The following is a 22,589-nucleotide window of genomic DNA, read 5'->3' as shown; positions in this document are numbered from 1 at the left end:
GGGTTTTTTGAGTTTATTTTTTAATAAAACATGATAATTATCATACTTTTACAGTAATAACGAGAGGTTTTTTACTTTTTGTTTAGAATGAATCTAAATAATAATAAAATGAATCGAGAAAATTTGAATCCAAAAAGTGTCGCTAGAGGAACTTTTGACGAAACGTTTATTGAGGATGGTTTTTTTGTGTTAACCTATAAAAATGAAGAAAATACGGTTCAGATTCTAGAACGCGATATCGATAGTACCTTTATACAGTTTCATTTTTGTTCTAAAGGTTCGGCTGCTTTTGTGTTTAATCAAGGTAATTACACGCTTAATATTATAGAGGATACGTCGTTATTATTATACAATCCACAACGCGACTTACCTATTCACCTAGAACTACGACCTAATTCTTGGCTGGTATCTTTTGTAATGTCAATAAAGAAGTTCCACGGTTTATTTTCTCAAGATGCTAATTATGTAACCTTTTTATCAGAAGACAATAAAAACAAAAAATACTACACAGACGGAACTATTAATCCGTCCATGGCCATTGTGCTTAATCAATTACTTAGTTTCAATCTTAACAATTCTATTAAACCCCTTTACTTTAAAGGAAAAGTATACGAGCTTTTGAGTTTTTATTTTAATAGAAACGAGGATGCAGATATAGAACAATGTCCGTTTTTAGTGGATGAGGTTAATGTTGCTAAACTTAAAAAAGCAAAAGATATTATTATTGCAAATATGGCTGAGCCACCTAGTTTAAAAGATTTATCTAAAGAGGTAGATTTAAGTCTTAAAAAATTAAAGGAAGGATTTAAGCAGATTTATGGAGATACCGTTTATGGCTTTTTATTTGACTATAAAATGGAAGTGGCACGTAAACTTTTAGAATCTGGAGAATATAACGTTAATGAAGTAGGACTAAAAGTAGGCTACAGTACGGCTAGTCATTTTATTGCAGCTTTTAAGAAGAAGTTTGGGACTACGCCTAAGAAGTATATTCAAGCAGCTTTATAAAGTCTAACAAGCACGCTGGATCCTGAAATTAGAATGACGAGTTAAAACAACAGAAAGGTTCAATTTTTACTGTGCGGTTTATCGGTCAAATAGCCAACGTAATTTTATCAATAACCGTTTACCTTTGGTTATAGAATATCAGGGAACTTTATTTGCTTAAATTGTAGTTTAGACCGCGTAAAAAATAATTAATTACGCCTAACTAAATTATGTTAGAATGAAAAACGTAAACTCTCAAATTTTTAAAAATTTATGTCTTGTATTTTCACTTGTCTTTGTGATGTGTATCTCTAATGCTACAGATTATTTTACAAATCCTTCAACAGGGAGTGATAGTAATAATGGACTATCAGCAAATTCCCCTTTTCGCTCATCATATAGAAATTACAGGATGTAAAATATACGATTGTAGATCCTCTGGTGTAGCGTTTCAGTAAGCAGATTACATTACCTTTACTAATAATGAAGTTTAAATTTAGACGTTTATATTAACACTGTTGTTAATAATGCTTTTCAAAACAATGGTGATAACGGTAACGGAGATCTTAGACTAGGAAGAAGTAGGAATTTAGATATTAAAAACAACATATTCTTAGGTGAGGTAAGATTACATCAATTTGAGCGTATTAGAAGCTCTACGTATACCAATTATTACCAATTTGGCCCTGGTATATTTGATTTACCAGGTTATGCAGATTGTAGTACATGTCCAACAGGTACTATTGAATTCCAAAATTAAGATATCAGTAATCCAAAACCGTTTATAACTAATCCAGCTACGGTTTTATAAGGTAATGGTACTCCATTAGCAGTAATTACGGATGATTATTCAGGATTAGATAGAAATCAAAATAGTTTTGATATTGGAGCTTATCCTTTAGAAGCAACACATGTAATACACAAGTTTGGTATGCAGACACAGATGGTGATGATTTAGGTGATGTTAATGACACTATGTGGCTTGCGACGCACCAGAAGGTTACGTTGCAGAATCTGGAGATTGCGGATGTGGTGTAGAAGAGGATACGTGTAATAATGAAGAGCCAGAAATATGTGATGCTCCAGAATTTGACTTTAATACAGTTTACAATGTAAAATACCTTAGTAAGGTTTGAAGGTAGAATTTACAGTAATGCTTGGTACTCTAGAGGTGATAATTCAACCGAAGGTAGACCTTGGGCTTTAGTAGCTGTTTGTGACGGTTCTGCAGAAGATTGTTCTAATTTGCCAGAATGGGCATCTGGTTATGTTTCCCAATGAGAGGAACAAGAGTAGTTTTCGAAGGTCAGGTTTACGAAAACAGATGGTATGCATCTGATAGCAATGTACCTAACAAGAGTATGGTTTGGGATTTTGTTGGTGTTTGTGCATCAAATGCTAATCAAGCTAAATCAACTGCAAGTAACAAGCCAGCATTAACTAACTCTAACTTAGGTGTAAATTCAATTTCAGTTTACCCAACACAGGTAAAAGATATTGTTAATATTGAAACTAAGTTTAATGGAATTTTAAAATTAGTTAATATTTCTGGTATTGTTGATTCAGAAAAGAAAGTAAGCAGTGGATTAAATACCTTGTCTATGAATACCCTACCTAATGGTTTTCATATAATTTTAATAAACACTGAGGACGGAAATACACGTAACGTTAAATTAGTGAAGTACTAAGCTTAATAATACATTTATAAAGATGAATCGTCTAAATTTTATATTTAGGAGATTTTTTTTTTGTGCTATTTCTACTTTGATTAGGTATTGTAAATATCAGTTTTATTAAAAGAAGTAATTGTTCTTTTTAAAAGGTTTATTTAAACACTTTATTTAAAGCCATTATAAACGATAGTATTATAAACAAAACCAATAGTTGTAATTAGTACGCATTGCCATTTGTGTTGTATTTTTGCTAAATAATTTTTCCTGCAAGGATTTTATCCAGACGGTAAAAAAATAATAAAGATCGAATTAAAGAAATACTGAATTTAATTCAGCATAAAACAGGTTCAGCATGAAAGGAATACTGCTAGTAAATCTTGGATCACCAGACAGTCCAAATCCAAAGGATGTAAAAAAATATCTCGATGAGTTTTTAATGGACGAAAGGGTTATTGATCTGCCACTTTGGGCAAGGACAATTCTTGTAAAAGGAATTATTTTAAATACCAGACCAAAAGCATCTGCCAAAGCCTATAAAAAGATTTGGTGGGAAGAAGGATCTCCATTAATTGTACTTTCTGAGCGGTTGCAAGAAAAGGTGCAATCTAAAGTCGATTATCCTGTGGCTTTAGCCATGCGTTACGGAAGTATGACGCTTAAAAAGGGTATCCAAGAATTGGTAGATAAAGGATGCACAGAGATTAAAACCATTCCTTTATATCCACAATTTGCAATGGCAACTACAGAAACTATTGATGTGAAGGTAGATGAGATCGTTGCTGAATATTTTCCACAAGTTACTATCACAAGAACACCAGCGTTCTATAATAGAGAGGATTACATTAATGTACTGTCTAATAGTATTGGTGAACGGTTAGAAGGTTTAGATTATGAGCATATTCTATTTAGCTATCATGGAGTGCCAGAAAGACACATTCTCAAAAGCGATATTACCAATGGTAATTGTAAAATGAATGGTAAATGTTGCTTCAAAATGGGCAGTAAGCAGCACGAATTCTGCTACCGTCATCAATGCGAAATTACCACTGTAAATGTGGCTAAAAAACTAGGTCTTAAGAATGGCACCTATTCTACAACCTTTCAATCCCGATTAGGTTTCGATCCATGGTTAAAACCTTATACCGATCGTACCATTGAGCGTATGGGTAAAGAGGGCATTAAGAACATGGCTATCGTTACTCCAGCTTTTGTTAGTGATTGTTTAGAAACCTTAGAGGAAATAGCTATGGAAGGGGAAGAAATTTTCCACGAAGTAGGTGGTAAAGAATTTACGGTGATTCCATGTTTAAATGAGCGTGATGACTTTGCCCAAGTTCTTACTAATATGATTGAAGAATGGGCTACAGCAGATAAAACGCTAGCCGTGTAAATGGCTAAAATATCTTCCACAGATTTAGGGATACAACCTATTGGTAAATTACTAATACGCCAAGCTGTACCTGCTTCTATTGGTATTTTAGTAATGTCCTTAAACATCCTAGTAGATACTATATTTGTTGGAAATTGGATTGGACCAACAGCCATTGCAGCTATAAACGTGGTTCTACCTGTTTCATTCTTTATTGCTGCTTTAGGAATGGCCATTGGTGTAGGCGGTTCTTCAATAATTTCACGAGCATTAGGAGCGGGTGACCAAACAAAAGCCTTCAAGACCTTCGGAAATCAAATAACACTTACCGTAATTATTACCATTAGTTTTGTATGTCTTGGACTTTGGTATATCAATAACCTTATTCCTGCTTTTGGTGGTAAAGGAAATATTTTTGAGCCAGCTAAAATATACTATCGTATTGTGCTTTATGGAGTGCCTATTTTAGCACTTTGTATGATGGGTAATACAGTTATAAGAGCAGAAGGGAAGCCTAAATTTGCCATGTATGCTATGCTATTTCCATCTGTTGGTAATTTACTGCTCGATATTTTATTTATCAAAGTTTTTGATTTTGGAATGGCTGGAGCTGCTTGGGCTACAACAGCGTCATATATGCTTTGCTTTCTTTTTATTTTATGGTTTTTTTTATCAAAGCATTCAGAAATAAAAATAAATTTCAGACATTTTGGATTAGATCTACCCATTATAAAAGAAATAGGATCATTAGGCTTTGTAACATTATCTCGGCAAGCTATTCTAAGCGTCACTTATCTATTAATGAATAATATTCTTTTTGATTTAGGAGGCGAAACATCAGTAACAGCATACGCTATAGTTGGCAGAATGCTCATGTTCGCCCTATTTCCAGTTTACGGAATTACACAAGGGTTCTTACCAATTGCAGGTTATAATTATGGTGCCGAGAACTATAAGCGTGTTAGAGAAACCATTACAACCGCAATTAAATATGGTATATTATTAGCTGCAATTATTTTTGTGTTTTTAATGTTGTTTCCAGAAGCAATTACTAAGTTGTTTACACAAGATGTTGCCGTTTTAAGAGAAACACCACCAGCAATGCGCTGGGTCTTTGCGGCAACACCAATTATTGGGATTCAGTTGATTGGTGCAGCGTATTTTCAGGCTATAGGTAAAGCAACACCAGCGTTACTACTCACTTTAGCGAGGCAAGGGTTTTTCTTTGTGCCTTTGATCCTAATTTTACCGAAATTTTATGGTGAACTTGGTGTATGGATGTCATTTCCTATTTCTGATGTTTTGGCAACATTGGTCACCGTATATTTTCTTCATAGAGAAGTAAAGTTAAATTTAGTACCGAAAGAGACCAACTAATTTTTAATCCGTAATTTTAAGATTCAATAATTAACTATTTTATAATTATGAAATTCCTAGCCATTTCCTCAGTTTTATTATTTGCATTATTTACACTTAATACAGACGCTCAAAACTTTCAAGAATCAGATTATGAGGCTTTACAATATCGTCTTTTAGGACCATTTAGAGGTGGGAGAAGTGCTGCTGTTACAGGTGTGCCAAATCAACCAAACTTGTATTATTTTGGATCTACAGGTGGAGGTATTTGGAAAACAACTAACGGAGGACGTGAGTGGGAAAATATTTCTGATGGCTATTTTGGTGGTAGTATAGGATCAATTGCAGTTTCTAAAAGCGATCCAAATGTAATGTATGTTGGTGGTGGTGAAAAAACTGTAAGAGGAAATGTATCTTCTGGTTATGGTATTTGGAAAAGTGTTGATGCTGGTAAAACTTGGACCGAATCTGGTTTGAAGAATTCTCGACATGTACCACGTATTGCGATCCACCCAACCAATCATAATATTGTTTATGCTGGTGTCATGGGTAATATTTACAAACCTACTCAAGAACGTGGAGTTTATAAAAGTACAAATGGCGGAAAAACATGGAGAAAAACTTTATTCTCAAACCAACACGCAGGAGTTGTAGACTTGAAAATGGATCCTACTAACCCTAGAATTTTATATGCTTCTACTTGGCGCGTGGAGCGTACTCCTTATAGTTTAAGTTCTGGCGGAGAAGGATCTGCTTTATGGAAGAGTACAGATAGTGGTGAAACTTGGACAGAGATTTCAACTAAAAAAGGATTTCCTGATGGGATTTTAGGTATTATAGGCGTTACAGTATCACCAGTAAATAACCAACGTGTTTGGGCTATGGTTGAGAATAAGGACAAAGGTGGATTATACAGAAGTGAAGACGGAGGCGAAACCTGGTCTCAAGTCAATAGTGAACGTAAATTACGCCAGCGTGCCTGGTATTACACACGTGTCTATGCAGATACGGAAGATGTGGATAAGGTTTATGTTTTAAATGTACGCTATCACAAAAGTACAGATGGAGGTAAAACCTTTAGCACTTATAAAGCACCACACGGAGATCATCACGATTTATGGATTGCGCCCGAAAATCCACACCGAATGATTATTGGTGATGATGGTGGAGCCCAAGTGACCTACGATGGAGGTGAAACATGGAGCACCTATCACAATCAGCCCACCTCTCAATTTTATAGAGTAACAACAGATAACGCTTTTCCATATCGTATTTATGTAGCACAACAAGATAATTCTACAATCAGAATTCCGCATCGTACGGATGGATTTTCAATCTCTGAAGATGATTGGGAATCTACGGCTGGTGGCGAATCTGCTCATATTGCTGTAGATCCTGAAGATAATGATATTGTTTATGGTGGTAGTTATGACGGTTATCTCACTCGTGTGAATCATAAGACAGGAACTGTAAGAGCCATCAATGTTTGGCCAGATAACCCAATGGGTCATGGTGCAGAAGGTATGAAATATCGTTTTCAGTGGAATTTCCCAATCATATTCTCAAAACATAATCCAGATCGATTATATACCTTTTCGCAGCATGTGCACGTAACTGAAAACGAAGGCCAGTCGTGGGATATTATAAGTCCAGATTTAACACGTAGCGATCCGGAAAAACTAAAATCTTCGGGAGGACCAATTACGCAAGACAACACCTCGGTAGAATACTATTGTACCATTTTTGCAGCCCAAGAATCACCTTTAAAAGAAGGTCTTTTATGGGTGGGTAGCGATGATGGTTTAATACATGTGACGCAAAATGGTGGCAAAACTTGGGATAACGTTACACCCAAAGGTATGCCAGAATGGATGATGATAAATAGTATTGAACCTAGCGCATTTGGTGAAGGCACTTGTTATGTGGCAGGTACCAAATATAAAACTGGTGATTTTACACCCTATTTATACAAAACCACCGATTACGGAAAAACCTGGAAGAAAATCACCAATGGTATCAATGCAGAGCATTTTACAAGAGTGCTAAGAGAAGACCCAAAACGAAAAGGTTTATTGTATGCTGGGACAGAAACTGGTATGTATATTTCGTTTAATGATGGTAAAGACTGGAAACCATTTCAGCTAAATTTGCCAATTGTGCCTATTACAGATTTAACGATTAAGGACAACAACTTAATAGCAGCAACGCAAGGAAGAAGCCTTTGGATGATTGATGATTTAACGGTAATTCATCAGCTATATGACTCAGATTTAGGTAAAAATTTACTCTTTAAACCAAAGGATACCTATAGACTACGAGGTGGTAGTAGAAAAGAAAGCAAAACTTTAGGAACCAATCATCCAAATGGTGTTATTACGTATTTTAATTTAAAAGACCTTAGGGAGGACGATAAAGTATCTTTAACCTATTTTAATACACAAGGCGATACCATTAAGACCTTCTCAAATAAGGATAAGAAGAATATGTTGAAGGTAAAAAAAGGAGCAAATCAATTTGTTTGGGATATGACTTACGATGGAGCAGAGCGTTTAAAAGGTATGATTTTATGGTGGGCAAGTTTAGATGGCCCAAGAGCTATTCCGGGAGACTATAAAGTAAAGTTACGAGTTCAACCCAAAACCGATGATACTGTCACATCGAGTACTTCGACTGCGCTCAGCACAGGCTTCTTCGAGATGTCTCAAATATTTACCATTCTAGCAGACCCTAGAGCTGAGAGCACATTGGTAGATATGCAGCAACAATTTGAGTTCATTAAAGATGTGAATAAAACAATGGATGAGGCACATAAGTCCATTAAAAAAATCAGAAACATCAATACCCAACTTGGAGCGTTTCAGAAGCAATATAAAGATGATGATAACGTGAAAACATTGGTAGAAAAGGCTAAAAATTTAGAAGAACAATTATCTAATATTGAAAAGGAATTGTATCAAACAAAAAATAGAAGTGGACAAGATCCTTTAAACTTTCCAATTAGATTAACTAATAAGTTAGGGCATCTTAATTCTTTAGTCCGTATGGGAGATTTTGCACCTACAGCGCAAGATATTGCAGTTAAAAACGAATTAACCGCTAAAATTCAAAAGCAATTAGCGGCTTTTAATACCATTTTAAATGATGAGGTAAAAGCGTTTAATTCAGCTTTCAATTCAAAGCAATTGAATTATTTATTTGTTGAGGATTAGAACCAATTTTGTCATGCTGAATTTATTTCAGCATCTCACATAAAAAAAACAGACCCTGAATCAAGTTCAGGGTGACAGGCAAAGAGAAATATGCAATACTACGACTACATAAAATCACTACACTTAATCTTCGTTATCACATGGTTCGCTGGCTTATTTTATATTCCAAGATTATTTGTATATCAAATAGAAGCCTTCCACAAGCCATCACCAGATAAGGAGATTTTAGGCAAGCAATTAAAACTTATGGCAAAGCGCTTATGGTTTATTATTACTTGGCCTTCGGCAATATTAGCAACCATTTTTGCGGTTTGGCTATTGATATTACTACCGACCTGGTTACAACAAAGCTGGATGCATGTAAAATTAACTTTTGTGGTTGTTTTGTACATTTATCATTATAGAACGCACGTGTATTACAAGCAATTACAAAGCGATATTGTAAAGGTGTCTTCAAATTTTATGCGTATATGGAATGAGGGAGCAACTTTTATATTATTTGCAGTAGTATTCTTAGTGATTCTAAAAAGCGCAATAAACTGGATTTTTGGAGTTATTGGTATTGTTGTTTTAGGTATTCTTATAATGCTAGGCTTTAGATTATATAAAAATATAAGGTTAAGAAACCCAAATGCTTAGTTGGCTTGATTATTGCTATATTTAAGACTAATTTTATGATAACAAGAATCCTTTTTATGAAGGACATTCTATGAAAATTAAACGACTGTCTTTACGCGCAAGAATATTTGTAGCTATGATACTTTTAGTATTGCTGGCGTCTGTATTAATTGCTGCGGTTACCATTTATCAGTATAATGAAGAAGCCAGAGATTATCATAGAGAGCGCTTAGAACGTAAAGAAAAAGCCATACGAAAGAGTATAGATTTTGTAATTCAAAAAACGACCTATCCCGTAACTACAGAGAATGTTCCATTAATTTTTAAGGATAAAATATTTGATATTGACGCCGTACATAGCCTACAGATTAATCTGTATGATTTAGAAGGGCAATTGCTTAAAAGCTCTAAACGCACAATACAAAGAGACACAACCGAGCTTTGTTTAGGAGCAGAAGTTTTAAACACCTTATCTACTACAATAGACCATAGATACGTTCTTAAAAAGGAAGAAAACGGACAAATATTTCAATCTTCCTATTCTTACATCACAGATGGTAAATTTAAAAACTTAGCCATACTCAATTTACCATATTTAGAGAATGATGATTTCTTAAACAAAGAACTTAATGAGTTTTTGCTAAGGTTAGGATTTGCTTATTTAGCTATGATTTTGGCAGCAATAGTTTTTGCCTACTTTATTTCAAAATACATCACAAAATCACTAAAAACAATTAGTGATAAAATGAATGAAACACGGCTTGAAAAGCGCAATAAGAAAATACAAATTGAATCCTCGAGTGAAGAAATTGAGACGCTTGTAAATTCTTATAACAGTATGATTGATGAGCTCGAAGCTAGTGCTGTAAAACTAGCTACTAGTGAGCGCGAACAGGCATGGAGAGAAATGGCGAAGCAAGTGGCGCATGAGATTAAAAACCCTTTAACACCAATGCGTTTGAGCGTGCAGAGTTTTCAAAGAAAATTTAATCCCGAAGATGAAACTATTCATCAAAAGGTTGAAGAGTATAGTAATACCTTAATTCAGCAGATAGACACCATGAGTTCTATTGCCTCGGCATTCTCTAATTTTGCTAAAATGCCTGCTCAAAAAAGTGAAGAATTAGATGTTGTTTATATTGTGAGATTGGCCTTGGATATATTTAACGAACACTACATATCTTTTGAAGCTAAAGAAGAAGCTATTATTGCTAAGTTTGATCGTACGCAGTTAATTAGAGTGGTCACTAACTTAGTTAAAAATGGGATTCAGGCTATGCCAAATGATAAAGCTAATCCTAAAATTATCGTAAAAGTATTTACTGAAAATAATTTAGTAAAAATTACAGTAGAGGATAATGGTAGCGGTATAACTGAGGATACAAAATCAAAAATTTTCGAACCTAAATTTACCACAAAAACAAGTGGTATGGGATTAGGATTAGCCATGGTAAAAAATATTGTAGAAACATTTAACGGAAGTATTACCTTTACATCAGAATTTGGAAAAGGCACCATATTTACAGTCGCTTTTCCAAAAAAATAACCCGTTATTCTGAACTGTCACACTGAGTTTCTCGGAGTGTTGTTTCAGAATCTCATCAAATGAAATAAAACCTATGTCTTACAAGAACGTCCTTTCTAAAAACCAAAACGGCATCACAACCATAACCATAAATAGACCAAAAAAGTTAAATGCTTTAAACAGGGAAACCATTCAAGAATTACATGATGCTTTTAATGAAGCAGATGCAGATTCTAACTCAAAAGTTATTATTATTACGGGAAGTGGCGAAAAAGCCTTTGTAGCAGGTGCAGATATTAGTGAGTTTGCTCATTTTGATGTCAAAGAAGGCGCTAAACTGGCAGCAAAAGGACAAAAGTTATTATTTGATTTTATTGAAAATTTAACTACACCAGTCATTGCTGCAATTAACGGTTTTGCCTTAGGTGGAGGCTTAGAATTAGCCATGGCTTGTCACTTTAGAGTAGCAAGTACAAATGCTAGAATGGGTTTGCCAGAAACATCTTTAGGTGTCATTCCAGGCTATGGAGGTACTCAGCGTTTACCACAACTTGTTGGCAAAGGTAGAGCTATGGAAATGATAATGACTGCTGGTATGATTGACGCTAACCAAGCCTTAAGTTATGGATTAGTAAATCATATTGTAAGCCAAGAAGAATTATTACCACGTTGTGAAACAATAGCAGAAAAAATTATGAAAAACTCTTCGGTAGCTATAGGTAAAGCCATTAAAGCCATTAATGCTAATTATAAAGAAGGTAAAGATGGTTACAAAACAGAAATAAAACAATTTGGAAAATGCTTTGGTACCGAGGATTTTATTGAAGGTACAACAGCATTCTTAGAAAAGCGCAAAGCAGATTTCCCTGGGCGGTAGTTTAGATAACTTCCCAACCTTTTCTGTAGTCTCTAGTTACCCAATCGTTGGCTTTTTTATAATTAGTGACACGCATAGCGTCCCCATCCCAAAGTAATTTACGACGACCAGGATAATCAAACGGAGCCCAATCGGTAGCTTTTTTACCATCTTTAAGCACCTTGTATTGAAATGCTTTAATAGCCAAATTTCCCATTAGAACAGATTCTGTTAATGGGCCAGCATACGAAAAAGGGGAGGATGTTGGTTTACCTTCTATACAGCCTTCTACAAAATTTAACACATGATTCTGATCTTTAATTCTCGGAAGCGTTGGCTCAGGTTTTTTGAAATAATTCATTGTAGAAGATGGTAATAATCTTGGATTGCGAGAGTAGCAGTCTGTGACTAACATGCCTTTAGTACCATAAAAGACACTACCACCATTCCAATCTCCAATAAATTCACCATCTTTAAGTTCATCTGGTAAATCTGGCATTATACCTCCATCGTACCAATTAAGATCTACTTTTCCGTGCTTTTTTGTATTAAATTTTAGTCTAACGATAGAAGAAGGTGGGCAAGCTTTATTATAATTGGCTTCTACAAAATCACCCGCCCAAACTGTAGTACAACTGGCTTCTGCTTCGTAAGGATACCCCAAGCCTAGTGTTCTAAAAGGAGTTTCCATAATATGACAACCCATATCACCTAAGCCACCAGTTCCAAAATCCCACCAGCCTCTCCATTTAAAGGGTAAGTAAGCAGAATGATACGGACGATTTTGAGCAGGTCCCAACCACAAATCCCAATCTAAACTATTTGGTACAGGTTCACCTTCATTAATATTTCTAAGCCCTTGCGGCCAAACTGGTCTATTGGTCCAACAATCAACTTTTTCAATGGTACCAATTACGCCAGAATCTATCCATTCTTGGGCTTCTCTAATGCCATTACTGGAGCTTCCTTGGTTCCCCATTTGCGTTATAATTCCATTTTCTTTTGCAACATTGGCCATTAAACGCGCCTCATGTATATTGTGTGTTAATGGTTTTTCTACATAGGCATGCTTTTTTGCTCTCATAAAAGGGAGCGCAATTACTGCATGTGTGTGGTCTGGTGTACCAACCATTATTGCATCAATATCATTGATGTGTGCGTCGTAAAGTTTTCTAAAGTCCTTGTAACGTTTAGCTTTTGGGTGTGCTTTGTAACTGCCTTCAGCCATTTTATCATCGACATCGCATAGAGCAACAAACTTAACTTTATTGGTAGCAGATAATTCTCTTACCACTCCGCCGCCTCGGCCACCTACACCTATTGCGCCAATATAGAGCGTGTCGCTTGGTGGGATATGCGTTTTACCCAATACAAAACTTGGTACTATTGAAAATGCTGTTGCAACACTGGCTGTTTTTTTGATGAATTTTCTACGGTCCATAAAAATTAATTGACAATTGATTAAAACGTTATCAATTTACAAAAAATTATTGTCAGCATATTTTACACTATGTGTATTGTATTACTTTTATAATTCAAGCAATTTATAGTTGCAGTTGGTATTACAGTGAAAAATTAAATTTATGACATAAAAAAAGTGGTTAACATAATGTAACCACCTTTTTCATCTAAAAAATAACTAATATATAAACAACGATTTATATCCTAAAGTATTCAACAAAAACCCTTTCGTTAGTTTTTACAATAGCTTTGTAAAAACCTTTATTGGTTTTGTCTAATTTGTAAATTCTATTAAAAACATCTTCATTTTCCTCAACATTTTCAGAAAAAATGAGTTCATCTTTATAATATAGTTCTACATCAAGCTCACGAGCGTCTAAAGCAATTTTAGAAATAATAAGTTTATTATCTAAAGGTCTAAAAACAGGTTTAAAGACTTTTTCTTCAGAGCTTTTTACAATATAAACAGACTCGTCAGTTACTTTAATAGTATTAATTTCAATAATATAGTCTTTATTGATTTCTACTGTGTAATCTCCTTTTCTTAATTTAGAGAAATCAAATAGTTGGGTAAGGTTACCATCATTAGCAATGACATTGTTATATATAATTTCGCCAGAATCATCTTTTACAGTGATTTGATCTCCCTTTTCAACATTTTTAATTATAGAAACAATCTCTTTAGAGTCATTAGCATAGGTAGCAGATGTTCCTAATAGTAAAGCGACAATTGCAAGTTTTTTTAATACATTTTTCATAATTCTCGGTTTTAAAGTGTTTGCTTTAATTCATGGTGTACATTTAAAACAAACTGGTTAAACATTTTAACACTACAAACTTACTATGCAACTAAGCGTTAGAAAACATCATATTTAATACATTTATATTCAAAATTAACCACATTAACCACTTTAAAACCCTATAGGATTAAAATAGAATATAATTATGATAATTTTATATAGTTTATAAAACACATACTGTTTTAATTTTGTAATAGGATGAATAAAAAACAACCCACATTAGAAAAAATAAGCCCAGAATTTGGAAGTTCTTTCCTTGCTAAGAAAAATGATGTATATACAGGCACTGGTATGCCGTACTGGCATTTTCATCCCGAAATGGAGTTGGTCTATGTAAACAAGGGTAAAGGAAAACGCCATATAGGTAATCATCTGTCCTATTTTAATAATAGTCAGCTATTACTTATAGGATCTAATTTACCACATAATGGTTTTACAGACCGTTTTACAACTAATGGCTCCGAGACAGTTATTCAATTTAAGCCAGATTTTTTGGGGGATTATTTTTTTGATGCACCAGAAATGGAAGCGATAAAGCAAATGTTTGGTCGTGCTACTAAAGGGATACTGTTTGGTGTAACAACAAAACAAAAATTAGGAGATAAAATTGAAAGAATACCAGAAAAACAAGGGTTTAAAAAAATCCTTTTGCTCTTAGAGGTATTCCATGCACTAGCCAAGACAGATGATTACACACTATTAAATGCAGATGGTTTTGCTTTTGAAACAGAACCGCAAGATAGCGCTAAGATCGATTTAATTTTTAAGCACATTAACCAAAATTTTAAAAAGCACATAAGCTTGGATGAAATTGCCGATGTAGTGAGTATGACAGTACCAGCATTTTGTCGTTATTTTAAAAAAGTTACTGGTAAAACATTTACCAAGTTAGTTAATGAATATAGAGTGGTACATGCTACAAAATTATTGTCTGAGAGTCAGATGAGTATTACTGATATTTGTTTTGAATGTGGTTTTAACAATTTTTCGCACTTTAATAAGCTATTTAAGGAAATCACAGGAAAAAGTGCCTCTAAATATAGAAGTGAGTTAAAACTTATGGTAGAATAAACTAAAACCTATGAATACTAAGATAGATACAGCTATTGCATATTACTCTAAACAAGGAAGTAAGCTCCTAAAAACGGTGAATTCTAAGTCTAATATAACAGCAGATGAACTCATTAAACTTGGTGAAGACATGGCAATTATAGAATATAAATTAACGGCATTAGAGATTGCAAAGGAAAGTTAAGTTCTTTTATTTCTTAAAATATATATTTGCACGCAATTAAATCAACATAAAACAAAATCCTTATGAAATTAAAATTTTTCCTATTATTTACAATGAGTTTACTAACCCTTGCAAGTTGTAGTGACTCTGCTTCAGATGAGTTTGAAGATTCAAACCCAGATGGTGTTGCAAGATATATTGAAACCATTGAAACAGTCTCTGCACAAGATGCATCAGAGAATGCTACAATTACTGTAAATTACGATGGTAATGGTAGAGTATCTAGTATTACAGACGGCGAAGAATCTAGTTTATTTATTTACAGTAACAACCAACTTACTAATATAAGTGGGCAAGGCGATAATTTTAATATAGAAGAGTTATACCAATCGCCTTATGACGCTTTTGAGACAGGTGTTGTAAATGAGTATGTAAATAACAACCCTGTTAACATTACATTTTATGAATATGAGTATGATTTTATGTCTAATACTGAAGTTGAAGTAGAATACACTGCAGAGATTACTTACGATTCTCAACCAAATCCATACTTTTATACGCTAGACGCAGCCGGACTTGTTGATGTTATGGATAATGTAGATTTAAATTTTTCTATGAATCCTTCTAGTCCTGAAATTATTCAGGCAAGAGCTCTTTTTCCGGTTAATAACATAAGTGGAATTACTTACAGGGATGAAGACGGAACTGTAGTATATGAAATTGAGGCAGATTATGTATATAACAGTGATAATTACCCTACTTCTGGTACTGTAACAGCTACATATTATGAAGAAGATGATTATAATGGTGAAACATATACTGAAACTAGTATTTATTCTCTTAGTTATACCTACAGAGAGTAAGACGTAGATATTAAAATAATTTAAAGTGATACGGTTTTACTTCTGTATCACTTTTTTATTTTTTGCCCTCCCATTCAGCATAAAATTGGTCTAAGAATCCCACCATGTATTTATGTCTTTTTTCAGCGATTTGCTTCCCTGTTTTAGTATTCATTTGGTCTTTTAAGCGTAATAACTTTTCGTAGAAATGATTAATGGTTGGGGCGTTGGAAGCTTTATATTCGGCTTTGGTCATATTAAGATTAGGTTCAATATCTGGGTTATAAATTGGTCTATTCTTAAAACCACCATAATTAAAACAACGTGCAATACCTATAGCTCCAATAGCATCTAAGCGATCTGCATCTTGTACAACTTCCATTTCTTTGGAATTAAAAGATGGATTTAAATCAAACGAATTTTTAAAAGACATGTTCTCAATAATTTGAGTTACATGCTCTATGATGTTACTATCCACATTTTGTTTTAAAAGAAATTCACTAGCCAATCTTGGTGCTATAGTCTCATCTCCATTATTAAATTTAGGATCCGCAATATCATGCAATAATGCCGCTAATGACACAATGACAAGATTTACATTTTCATGCTTAGCAATGGCTAAAGTGTTCTTATGTACACGCTCAATATGAAACCAATCGTGGCCACCTTCTGCATTTTTAAGTTTAGATTTTACAAATGCTTTTGTAGTTTCAATAATATCATCACTCACCTCCATAAATTTTAAGCAGGATCAACCCATTTAAACTGAAAAGAATTTTCAGGGATTTTAATCCGTTCAGATAAACGATACATTCTTTTAGGCAACTTCATTAAATAGTCTCTCGCTTTTTCGGCTTCTTCATTTAAATCTGTAATATTGCCAATATCCCATCTGTCAATTAATTTCTGTAATATGTCTACATAATCATTAGAGGTATATACACCTATACGTTGTGCAGTATTAGAAAACTCTTCAAAAGCAGTTCCAATTTTGTCTCCAGATTCTCTTAAAAAATGTGCTGGCATGGTAATTTTTCGTTTCATCATATCATTAAAAGCCATCATCATTTGACTAGGGTCTACGGCAAAAATTCGTTCCACAAAATCAGAATACGCATGGTGGTGACGCATCTCGTCACCAGATATAATACGGCACATTTTAGCGAGTTGTTTATTTCCTTTTTTCTTAGCAATCTTTGCTACACGATTATGAGAAATGTATGTAGCTAATTCTTGAAAACTCGTATACACAAAGTTTTTATAAGGGTCTCTATCCGTTCCAATATCAAAACCATCATTAATTAAGTGTTGTGTGGTTTTTTCGACTTCTCTCATATTTACACGGCCAGAGAGGTATAGGTATTTATTAAGTACGTCTCCATGTCTATTTTCTTCACCTGTCCATTGGCTCACCCATTTAGACCAACCGTTTCGGGAGACTTGATCCACACCTTCAACATCCATAAGCCAAGACTCATAGGTTGGTAATGCCTCTTCAGTAATCATATCGCCAACTAAAACCACCCAAAAATCATAAGGTAATTCTTTAGAGAGTTCTCTTATTTCTCTTACCTCTTCATAAAATGAATCTTTTGTAGAATCTGGTAAAAAATCGGTGGGCTGCCAGATATCTTCAACCGGAATTAAATATTTTTGAATAAGACCTTCTACATCTTTTTCTAGATGTTTCATGACTTCTAATCTCACATTTTTTAGAGACATAGTAATGTTTTTTTATGGTTAAAGCACAATCGCTTCTACTACAGTTTTTTCAACCGTTTTAATGAGTTCGTTCCTATCTGTAAAGTTAGCTAATTCTAAAGGCTTATGTGCAGTAAAGTTTATATGATTACCTATGCCCATAGGAAACTTACCGTAACGCAGCATTTTCCAAGAGTTATTTACGGTTATAGGAACAATTAAAGCCGACGGAGTTTTTTTCATTAAAATTTCTAAACCTTTAGTCTTAAACGGTTTTGGTGTACCATCCTTACTCCTTGTACCTTCTGGGAAAATTACAGCGGCACGATTTGTAGACTCAATATATTCGCCAAATTTTACCATAGCAGGAATAGCCTGACGTGGATTTTTTCGGTCTATTAAAACGGAACCTCCATGTCGTAAATTATAAGAAATACTCGGCAATCCTTTTCCTAACTCTTTCTTTGCTACAAACTTAACATGATGTTTGCGCATGTACCACATAATAGGCGATATATCGTACATACTTTGATGATTAGACACAATGATTAGTGGCTTTCCTTTTTCTATAGTATATGGGTTGGTAAATGAAAAGCTAGTGCCTAAAACATTAAGACAACGCATTAAAAAAAATTGCAGACAGTCCACGCTAATTTTATGCGCTTTGTAGCCAAATACATTCTTACAAAACCATTGTATGGGATGGAAAATGACCAAAGTCAGCCCAAAACAGATAAAGTATAAAATGGTTAAAGGGTATGCGAGTAGTTTCATTTTGTAAAAATAAAAAAACTGTCACATTGAGCGCAGTCGAAATGTCTTTTGAAACCAAAAAGTTTCTCGACTACGCTCGAGATGACAGTAAAAGAGTTTGAAGCCTTAGTCTTACAACTTTAAGCCTCGTGCTTCAGGCCTTCTTAACAATGCTCATTATAAGCATCCATAAGATTTTCTGCAATGAGTTCCGCAGGACGACCTTCTATATGATGGCGTTCTAACATGTGTACTAATTCACCATCCTTAAATAAAGCCATACACGGAGAGCTTGGAGGAAATGGAATCATATATTCTCTTGCCTTATCTGTTGCTTCTTTATCGACACCTGCAAAAACCGTTACTAAATTATTAGGATGTTTTGCGTTTTGTAAACTCATACGAGCTCCTGGTCTTGCATTAGCAGCGGCACAACCGCAAACCGAATTTACAACTACTAATGTAGTGCCTTCTTTTTCTATTGCAGCATCTACAGCCTCTGCTGTGTGCAATTCTTCAAAACCAACATTGGTTAAATCTTCGCGCATTGGTTTTACTAATTCTGCTGGGTACATATATTTTCTTTTTAATTAATCATTTTTGAATTGCAAAGATAATGAAAATTAGTAGCTAGTGCTTAGTAAAATAGGAACCTGTTTGTGTGTAATTATTTGAATTCTCAATCGTAACAAAAACAAAAAATAATCAACTAACAAATAGTATATTTGAGTTTTACTATAAAATATAAGAATACATGAGTTTTGCAAAGTGGGTAGGAGGAGCTATTGGTTGGTCCTTTGGTGGGCCAATAGGAGCTATTATAGGTGTGGCATTAGGCAGTTTTGTCGATAATTTAACGGGTAATGGCACACCATTGTTAGGTGAGCGCCAAACAAGACAATCTCAAAGACGAGATCCGTATCGTCAACGCCCAAAACAAACCCGAAGAGACCAAAGACCTAAAACACAATCTGGAGATTTTGAGGTGAGCCTATTGATTTTGGCCTCAATTATTATAAAGGCAGACGGTAAACAAGACCAGCGCGAATTAGACTTTGTACGTCAACAATTTAGAAATATGTATGGGGCTGAACGCGCCAACCACGCCTTTGAATTATTTAAGCGCATTACCAAACAAAACATATCTATGCGCCAAGTTTGTATGCAGATTAAACAAATGATGGATCATGCATCGCGTTTGCAATTACTTCACTTTTTGTTTGGTATTGCCAAAGCTGACGGCCATGTAGCGGAGATTGAGATTAAACAAATTTATACCATGTCTGGCTATTTAGGTATTAGCAGAAAGGATTTTGAAAGTATAAAAGCCATGTTTTATGATATGACTAATAATGCTTATAAAATATTAGAAGTTGATAAAAATGCCTCTGATGATGCGGTTAAAAAAGCCTATAGAAAAATGGCCAAAAAATACCATCCAGACCGTGTTGGGCATTTAGGTAAGGAACACCAAGAAGGTGCTGAAGAGAAGTTTAGGCAAGTACAAGAGGCTTATGAGCATATACAGAAAGAACGTGGGTTTAAGTAGAACTTGAAGTTGAAAATGAAATTAAAGACGAAACAGAAATATGTTTATTAGTTTACCTTTCAAGATAGCACTGAGTATTTGTCATTCAGAGTGAGGTACGTGCGAAGAATATTTTAAATTTAAAAATACAATAGTCAGATTGCCACGCTGTGCTCCTAATGAAGTAAAATCAGGATATTGGGTTTGTAGCTAATAGTTTTAAGTCAAAATTAGAACGATTTTCAAAATATAATTAGATGAGTTTTATATCTTTTAATTTGAATTATAAATATATTTTTAGACTAATCTAAAAATATATTTATATTTGCATAAAAATTGTTTAAAATGCGAATTAGCCTACTGCTTTTATTATTCGGCTCAAATATAATATTTGCCCAAGATCAGCAAATTAAAGGTGTCGTCCGTTTAGCAGAAGAACCAATTACCTATGCCTTATTAAAGTTTAAAAACTCATCACAAACCTATACAACCTACTCTGATAAAGTAGGTGCATTCGTCTTATCCATGCCATTAGGTGAGTATCAATTAGATGAAGTCGTGGTAAGTGCTACGCGTAATCGTGTGAATAAAAAAGAAGCACCAATAATTGTAAACACCCTTGGAGAAAAACTCATTAAAGCTACGCAAGCCATAGCGGTTTCAGAAAGTTTAAATTATTCACCAGGTGTACGCGTTGAAAATAACTGCCAAAATTGTGGATTTACCCAAGTGCGACTCAACGGTTTGGATGGGAGTTACTCTCAGATTTTGGTGAATAGCCGCGCTGTTTTTAGTGCTTTAAATAGTGTTTATGGTTTAGAGCAAATACCAACCCAAATTATCGATAAGGTAGAGATTGTAAGAAGTGGTGGTTCTGCGCTTTATGGCTCAAATGCTATTGCAGGTACCGTGAATATCATTACAAAAGACCCTGTTTTAAATACTTGGCAAGTTGGTAGTTATTTTGGATTAGTCGATGGCGATACACCAGATCGTATTCTCAATTTTAATTCCTCATTGGTTTCCGATGATTTAAGCAGTGGTGCTACGTTTTATGGTATTCATAGAAATCGTGAAGAATGGGATGCTAATGGCGACGGCTTCACAGAAATGGTAGAACTCAAAAATACTACCTTCGGTACTAAACTCTATCATAAACCTACCGATAGAAGCCGAATTACTTTAGATGCGACTGTACTTAATGAATATCGTCGTGGTGGTGACCGTTTAGATTTACCACCACATCTTACAGATATTACTGAGGAGCTAACGCATAATACTATAATGGGTGGTGTGAGCTACGATTTTAATAATGCGGCCAATACCAATTACTATTCGGTATATAGTTCAGTTCAATTTACGGATAGAGATAGCTACTATGGTGGTTTAGGTGGTGGTAGAACTGCTCAAGACAGTCTAACAGCTTTAAATGCGTATGGGATTACTAAAGACTTGGCTGTTGCTAGTGGTTTTCAAATGACTAATAATTTTAAGCGTGATGTGTTAACTTCTGGTATTGAATATAACATCGGTAACACCGAAGATGAAATTGTTGGTTATAATCGTAATATTGATCAAAGGGTGAATGCATTAGGTCTATATGCACAATACGAATGGAAACCCAATACAAAGTTTTCAGCTTTAATAGGGTCGAGAATAGATCATATTAATGTTGATGGTATCTACACTGTTGGTGATATTTCCCGAAAAGTAGATATTTCCCAAACCACAATAAATCCAAGATTAACATTAGCATATCAGTTAACAACAGATTTAAAATTTAGAGGTGGCTACGCAAGAGGCTTTAGAGCACCACAGGCCTTTAACGAAGATTTGCATATTTCATCAGTAGGTGGAGAACCACAATTTGTAATTCTTTCAAACAATCTAGAAGCTGAGTTTTCTAACGCCTTTACAGGATCTTTAAATTGGACCAAAGAGTTCAACACCACACAAACTAATTTTCTGTTAGAAGGATTTTATACCAGTTTAGAAGATCCCTTTACTTTAGTGAGTACAGGTGCGCAGTTACCAAACGGTTCAATAGTAGAAGAGGTAAGAAATGGCGAAGGTGCTAAAGTGTATGGAGCAAATTTTGAATTCGGTGTGTCACCATCCAAAAAATGGTTATTTCAGTTCGGTGGCACCTTACAACAATCAGAGTTTAATGAACCGCAACTCTTGTTCGAAGCGGATGGCAGTAATCCCAACGAAGGAGATATTCTGATCACTGAGTTTACTAGAAATCCGAATGTTTATGGCTACTTAAATTCTAATTGGACACCAAAGGACACCTTTAGTTTGTCAGCAACAGGAACTTTTACAGGCGCTATGATTGTGCCACGCGTCATTAGCGATTCAGGATTTTTAGATTTGGTTGAAAGTAATTCTTTTTTTGATTTAAATCTTAATGCGGAAACACACTTCGATGTGTCTGAGGAATTTAAGCTAACTTTAAATGTAGGAATCAAAAATATGTTCAACAGTTTTCAGGACGATTTTGATATTGGCCCAACACGAGATTCCGATTATGTTTATGGACCAGCACTTCCAAGAACCTTTTTTGTAGGTATAAAAATTGGAAAAATGAACTAAAGGAAGATGAAGATAAAAACGAAGATGAAGACGAAATTGAAACAGAATACCGTTAAGGTCACTGCTAGGCACGAAGCAGTCT

21 protein-coding genes are annotated in these 22,589 nt (G+C 34.6%); 15 read left to right on the top strand and 6 right to left on the bottom strand.

The window, feature by feature from the left end:
- The first annotated feature begins 108 nt into the window (after positions 1-108).
- From Q0800_RS07305 to Q0800_RS07260, 10 genes are all read left to right on the top strand, one after another.
- A complete protein-coding gene (locus tag Q0800_RS07305) occupies positions 109-1,008 on the top strand; it encodes an AraC family transcriptional regulator (protein WP_299128626.1) in 900 nt (299 codons plus the stop codon).
- Between the two features lie 217 nt (positions 1,009-1,225).
- Positions 1,226-1,405 (top strand): hypothetical protein, encoded by a 180-nt coding sequence (locus Q0800_RS07300; RefSeq protein ID WP_299128625.1) that lies wholly within the window; start codon positions 1,226-1,228, stop codon positions 1,403-1,405.
- Positions 1,406-1,964: 559 nt separating this feature from the next.
- Complete coding sequence (locus Q0800_RS07295) at positions 1,965-2,123, top strand: hypothetical protein (RefSeq protein WP_299128624.1); 159 nt, start codon at positions 1,965-1,967, stop codon at positions 2,121-2,123.
- 117 nt (positions 2,124-2,240) lie between these two features.
- Entirely contained in the window at positions 2,241-2,675 is a 435-nt protein-coding gene (locus Q0800_RS07290; RefSeq protein WP_299128623.1) for a hypothetical protein, read from the top strand.
- Positions 2,676-3,012: 337 nt separating this feature from the next.
- Positions 3,013-4,050: a ferrochelatase gene (hemH, locus tag Q0800_RS07285; RefSeq protein ID WP_299128621.1), complete on the top strand. Its 1,038-nt coding sequence runs from the start codon at positions 3,013-3,015 to the stop codon at positions 4,048-4,050.
- The gene (locus tag Q0800_RS07280; RefSeq protein ID WP_299128619.1) at positions 4,051-5,406 is read left to right on the top strand and encodes an MATE family efflux transporter; all 1,356 of its coding nucleotides are present in this window, start codon (positions 4,051-4,053) and stop codon (positions 5,404-5,406) included.
- Between the two features lie 47 nt (positions 5,407-5,453).
- Positions 5,454-8,594, top strand: a complete 3,141-nt coding sequence (locus Q0800_RS07275; RefSeq protein ID WP_299128617.1) for a glycosyl hydrolase — start codon at positions 5,454-5,456, stop codon at positions 8,592-8,594.
- Positions 8,595-8,684: 90 nt separating this feature from the next.
- Positions 8,685-9,233 carry a CopD family protein gene (locus Q0800_RS07270; RefSeq protein WP_299128616.1) on the top strand — a complete coding sequence of 183 codons (549 nt, stop codon included), beginning with the start codon at positions 8,685-8,687 and terminating at the stop codon, positions 9,231-9,233.
- 70 nt (positions 9,234-9,303) lie between these two features.
- Positions 9,304-10,758, top strand: a complete 1,455-nt coding sequence (locus Q0800_RS07265) for an ATP-binding protein (protein WP_299128615.1) — start codon at positions 9,304-9,306, stop codon at positions 10,756-10,758.
- Between the two features lie 73 nt (positions 10,759-10,831).
- Positions 10,832-11,614 carry an enoyl-CoA hydratase-related protein gene (locus Q0800_RS07260; protein WP_299128614.1) on the top strand — a complete coding sequence of 261 codons (783 nt, stop codon included), beginning with the start codon at positions 10,832-10,834 and terminating at the stop codon, positions 11,612-11,614.
- A 1-nt stretch (position 11,615) separates the two neighbouring features.
- On the opposite strand, the gene Q0800_RS07255 is transcribed toward Q0800_RS07260, so the two are convergent.
- Positions 11,616-13,034, bottom strand: coding sequence for a Gfo/Idh/MocA family oxidoreductase (locus Q0800_RS07255; protein ID WP_299128613.1), 1,419 nt, complete (start codon positions 13,032-13,034; stop codon positions 11,616-11,618).
- Between the two features lie 217 nt (positions 13,035-13,251).
- The gene (locus Q0800_RS07250; protein WP_299128612.1) at positions 13,252-13,812 is read right to left on the bottom strand and encodes a DUF3244 domain-containing protein; all 561 of its coding nucleotides are present in this window, start codon (positions 13,810-13,812) and stop codon (positions 13,252-13,254) included.
- A gap of 240 nt (positions 13,813-14,052) precedes the next feature.
- Between Q0800_RS07250 and Q0800_RS07245 the strand changes: the two genes are divergently transcribed.
- The 3 genes from Q0800_RS07245 (at position 14,053) to Q0800_RS07235 (ending at position 15,951) form a co-directional block, all read left to right on the top strand.
- Entirely contained in the window at positions 14,053-14,925 is an 873-nt protein-coding gene (locus tag Q0800_RS07245; RefSeq protein WP_299128611.1) for an AraC family transcriptional regulator, read from the top strand.
- A 10-nt stretch (positions 14,926-14,935) separates the two neighbouring features.
- Positions 14,936-15,109 (top strand): hypothetical protein, encoded by a 174-nt coding sequence (locus tag Q0800_RS07240; protein ID WP_299128610.1) that lies wholly within the window; start codon positions 14,936-14,938, stop codon positions 15,107-15,109.
- A gap of 62 nt (positions 15,110-15,171) precedes the next feature.
- On the top strand, positions 15,172-15,951 hold the full coding sequence (locus Q0800_RS07235; RefSeq protein ID WP_299128609.1) for a hypothetical protein: 780 nt from the start codon (positions 15,172-15,174) through the stop codon (positions 15,949-15,951).
- A gap of 55 nt (positions 15,952-16,006) precedes the next feature.
- Here Q0800_RS07235 and Q0800_RS07230 read toward each other — a convergent pair whose 3' ends face one another.
- The 4 genes from Q0800_RS07230 to Q0800_RS07215 form a co-directional block, all read right to left on the bottom strand.
- Positions 16,007-16,666 (bottom strand): HD domain-containing protein, encoded by a 660-nt coding sequence (locus tag Q0800_RS07230; protein ID WP_299128608.1) that lies wholly within the window; start codon positions 16,664-16,666, stop codon positions 16,007-16,009.
- 5 nt (positions 16,667-16,671) lie between these two features.
- A complete protein-coding gene (locus tag Q0800_RS07225) occupies positions 16,672-17,652 on the bottom strand; it encodes an acyl-ACP desaturase (RefSeq protein WP_299128607.1) in 981 nt (326 codons plus the stop codon).
- A gap of 18 nt (positions 17,653-17,670) precedes the next feature.
- Entirely contained in the window at positions 17,671-18,405 is a 735-nt protein-coding gene (locus tag Q0800_RS07220) for a lysophospholipid acyltransferase family protein (protein ID WP_299128606.1), read from the bottom strand.
- A 143-nt stretch (positions 18,406-18,548) separates the two neighbouring features.
- Positions 18,549-18,959 (bottom strand): BrxA/BrxB family bacilliredoxin, encoded by a 411-nt coding sequence (locus tag Q0800_RS07215; protein WP_299128605.1) that lies wholly within the window; start codon positions 18,957-18,959, stop codon positions 18,549-18,551.
- A 179-nt stretch (positions 18,960-19,138) separates the two neighbouring features.
- Here Q0800_RS07215 and Q0800_RS07210 point away from each other — a divergent pair, with 179 nt between their 5' ends.
- Together Q0800_RS07210 and Q0800_RS07205 are read left to right on the top strand one after the other, a co-directional pair.
- A complete protein-coding gene (locus tag Q0800_RS07210; RefSeq protein ID WP_299128604.1) occupies positions 19,139-19,933 on the top strand; it encodes a TerB family tellurite resistance protein in 795 nt (264 codons plus the stop codon).
- A gap of 324 nt (positions 19,934-20,257) precedes the next feature.
- Entirely contained in the window at positions 20,258-22,507 is a 2,250-nt protein-coding gene (locus Q0800_RS07205) for a TonB-dependent receptor (protein WP_299128603.1), read from the top strand.
- Positions 22,508-22,589: the final 82 nt, after the last annotated feature.

Origin of the sequence: uncultured Winogradskyella sp., assembly GCF_937958655.1 — a bacterium.
Classification (GTDB): domain Bacteria; phylum Bacteroidota; class Bacteroidia; order Flavobacteriales; family Flavobacteriaceae; genus Winogradskyella.
Note: the sequence above shows the minus strand (reverse complement) of the source record. Positions and strands in the feature narration are given on the sequence as shown.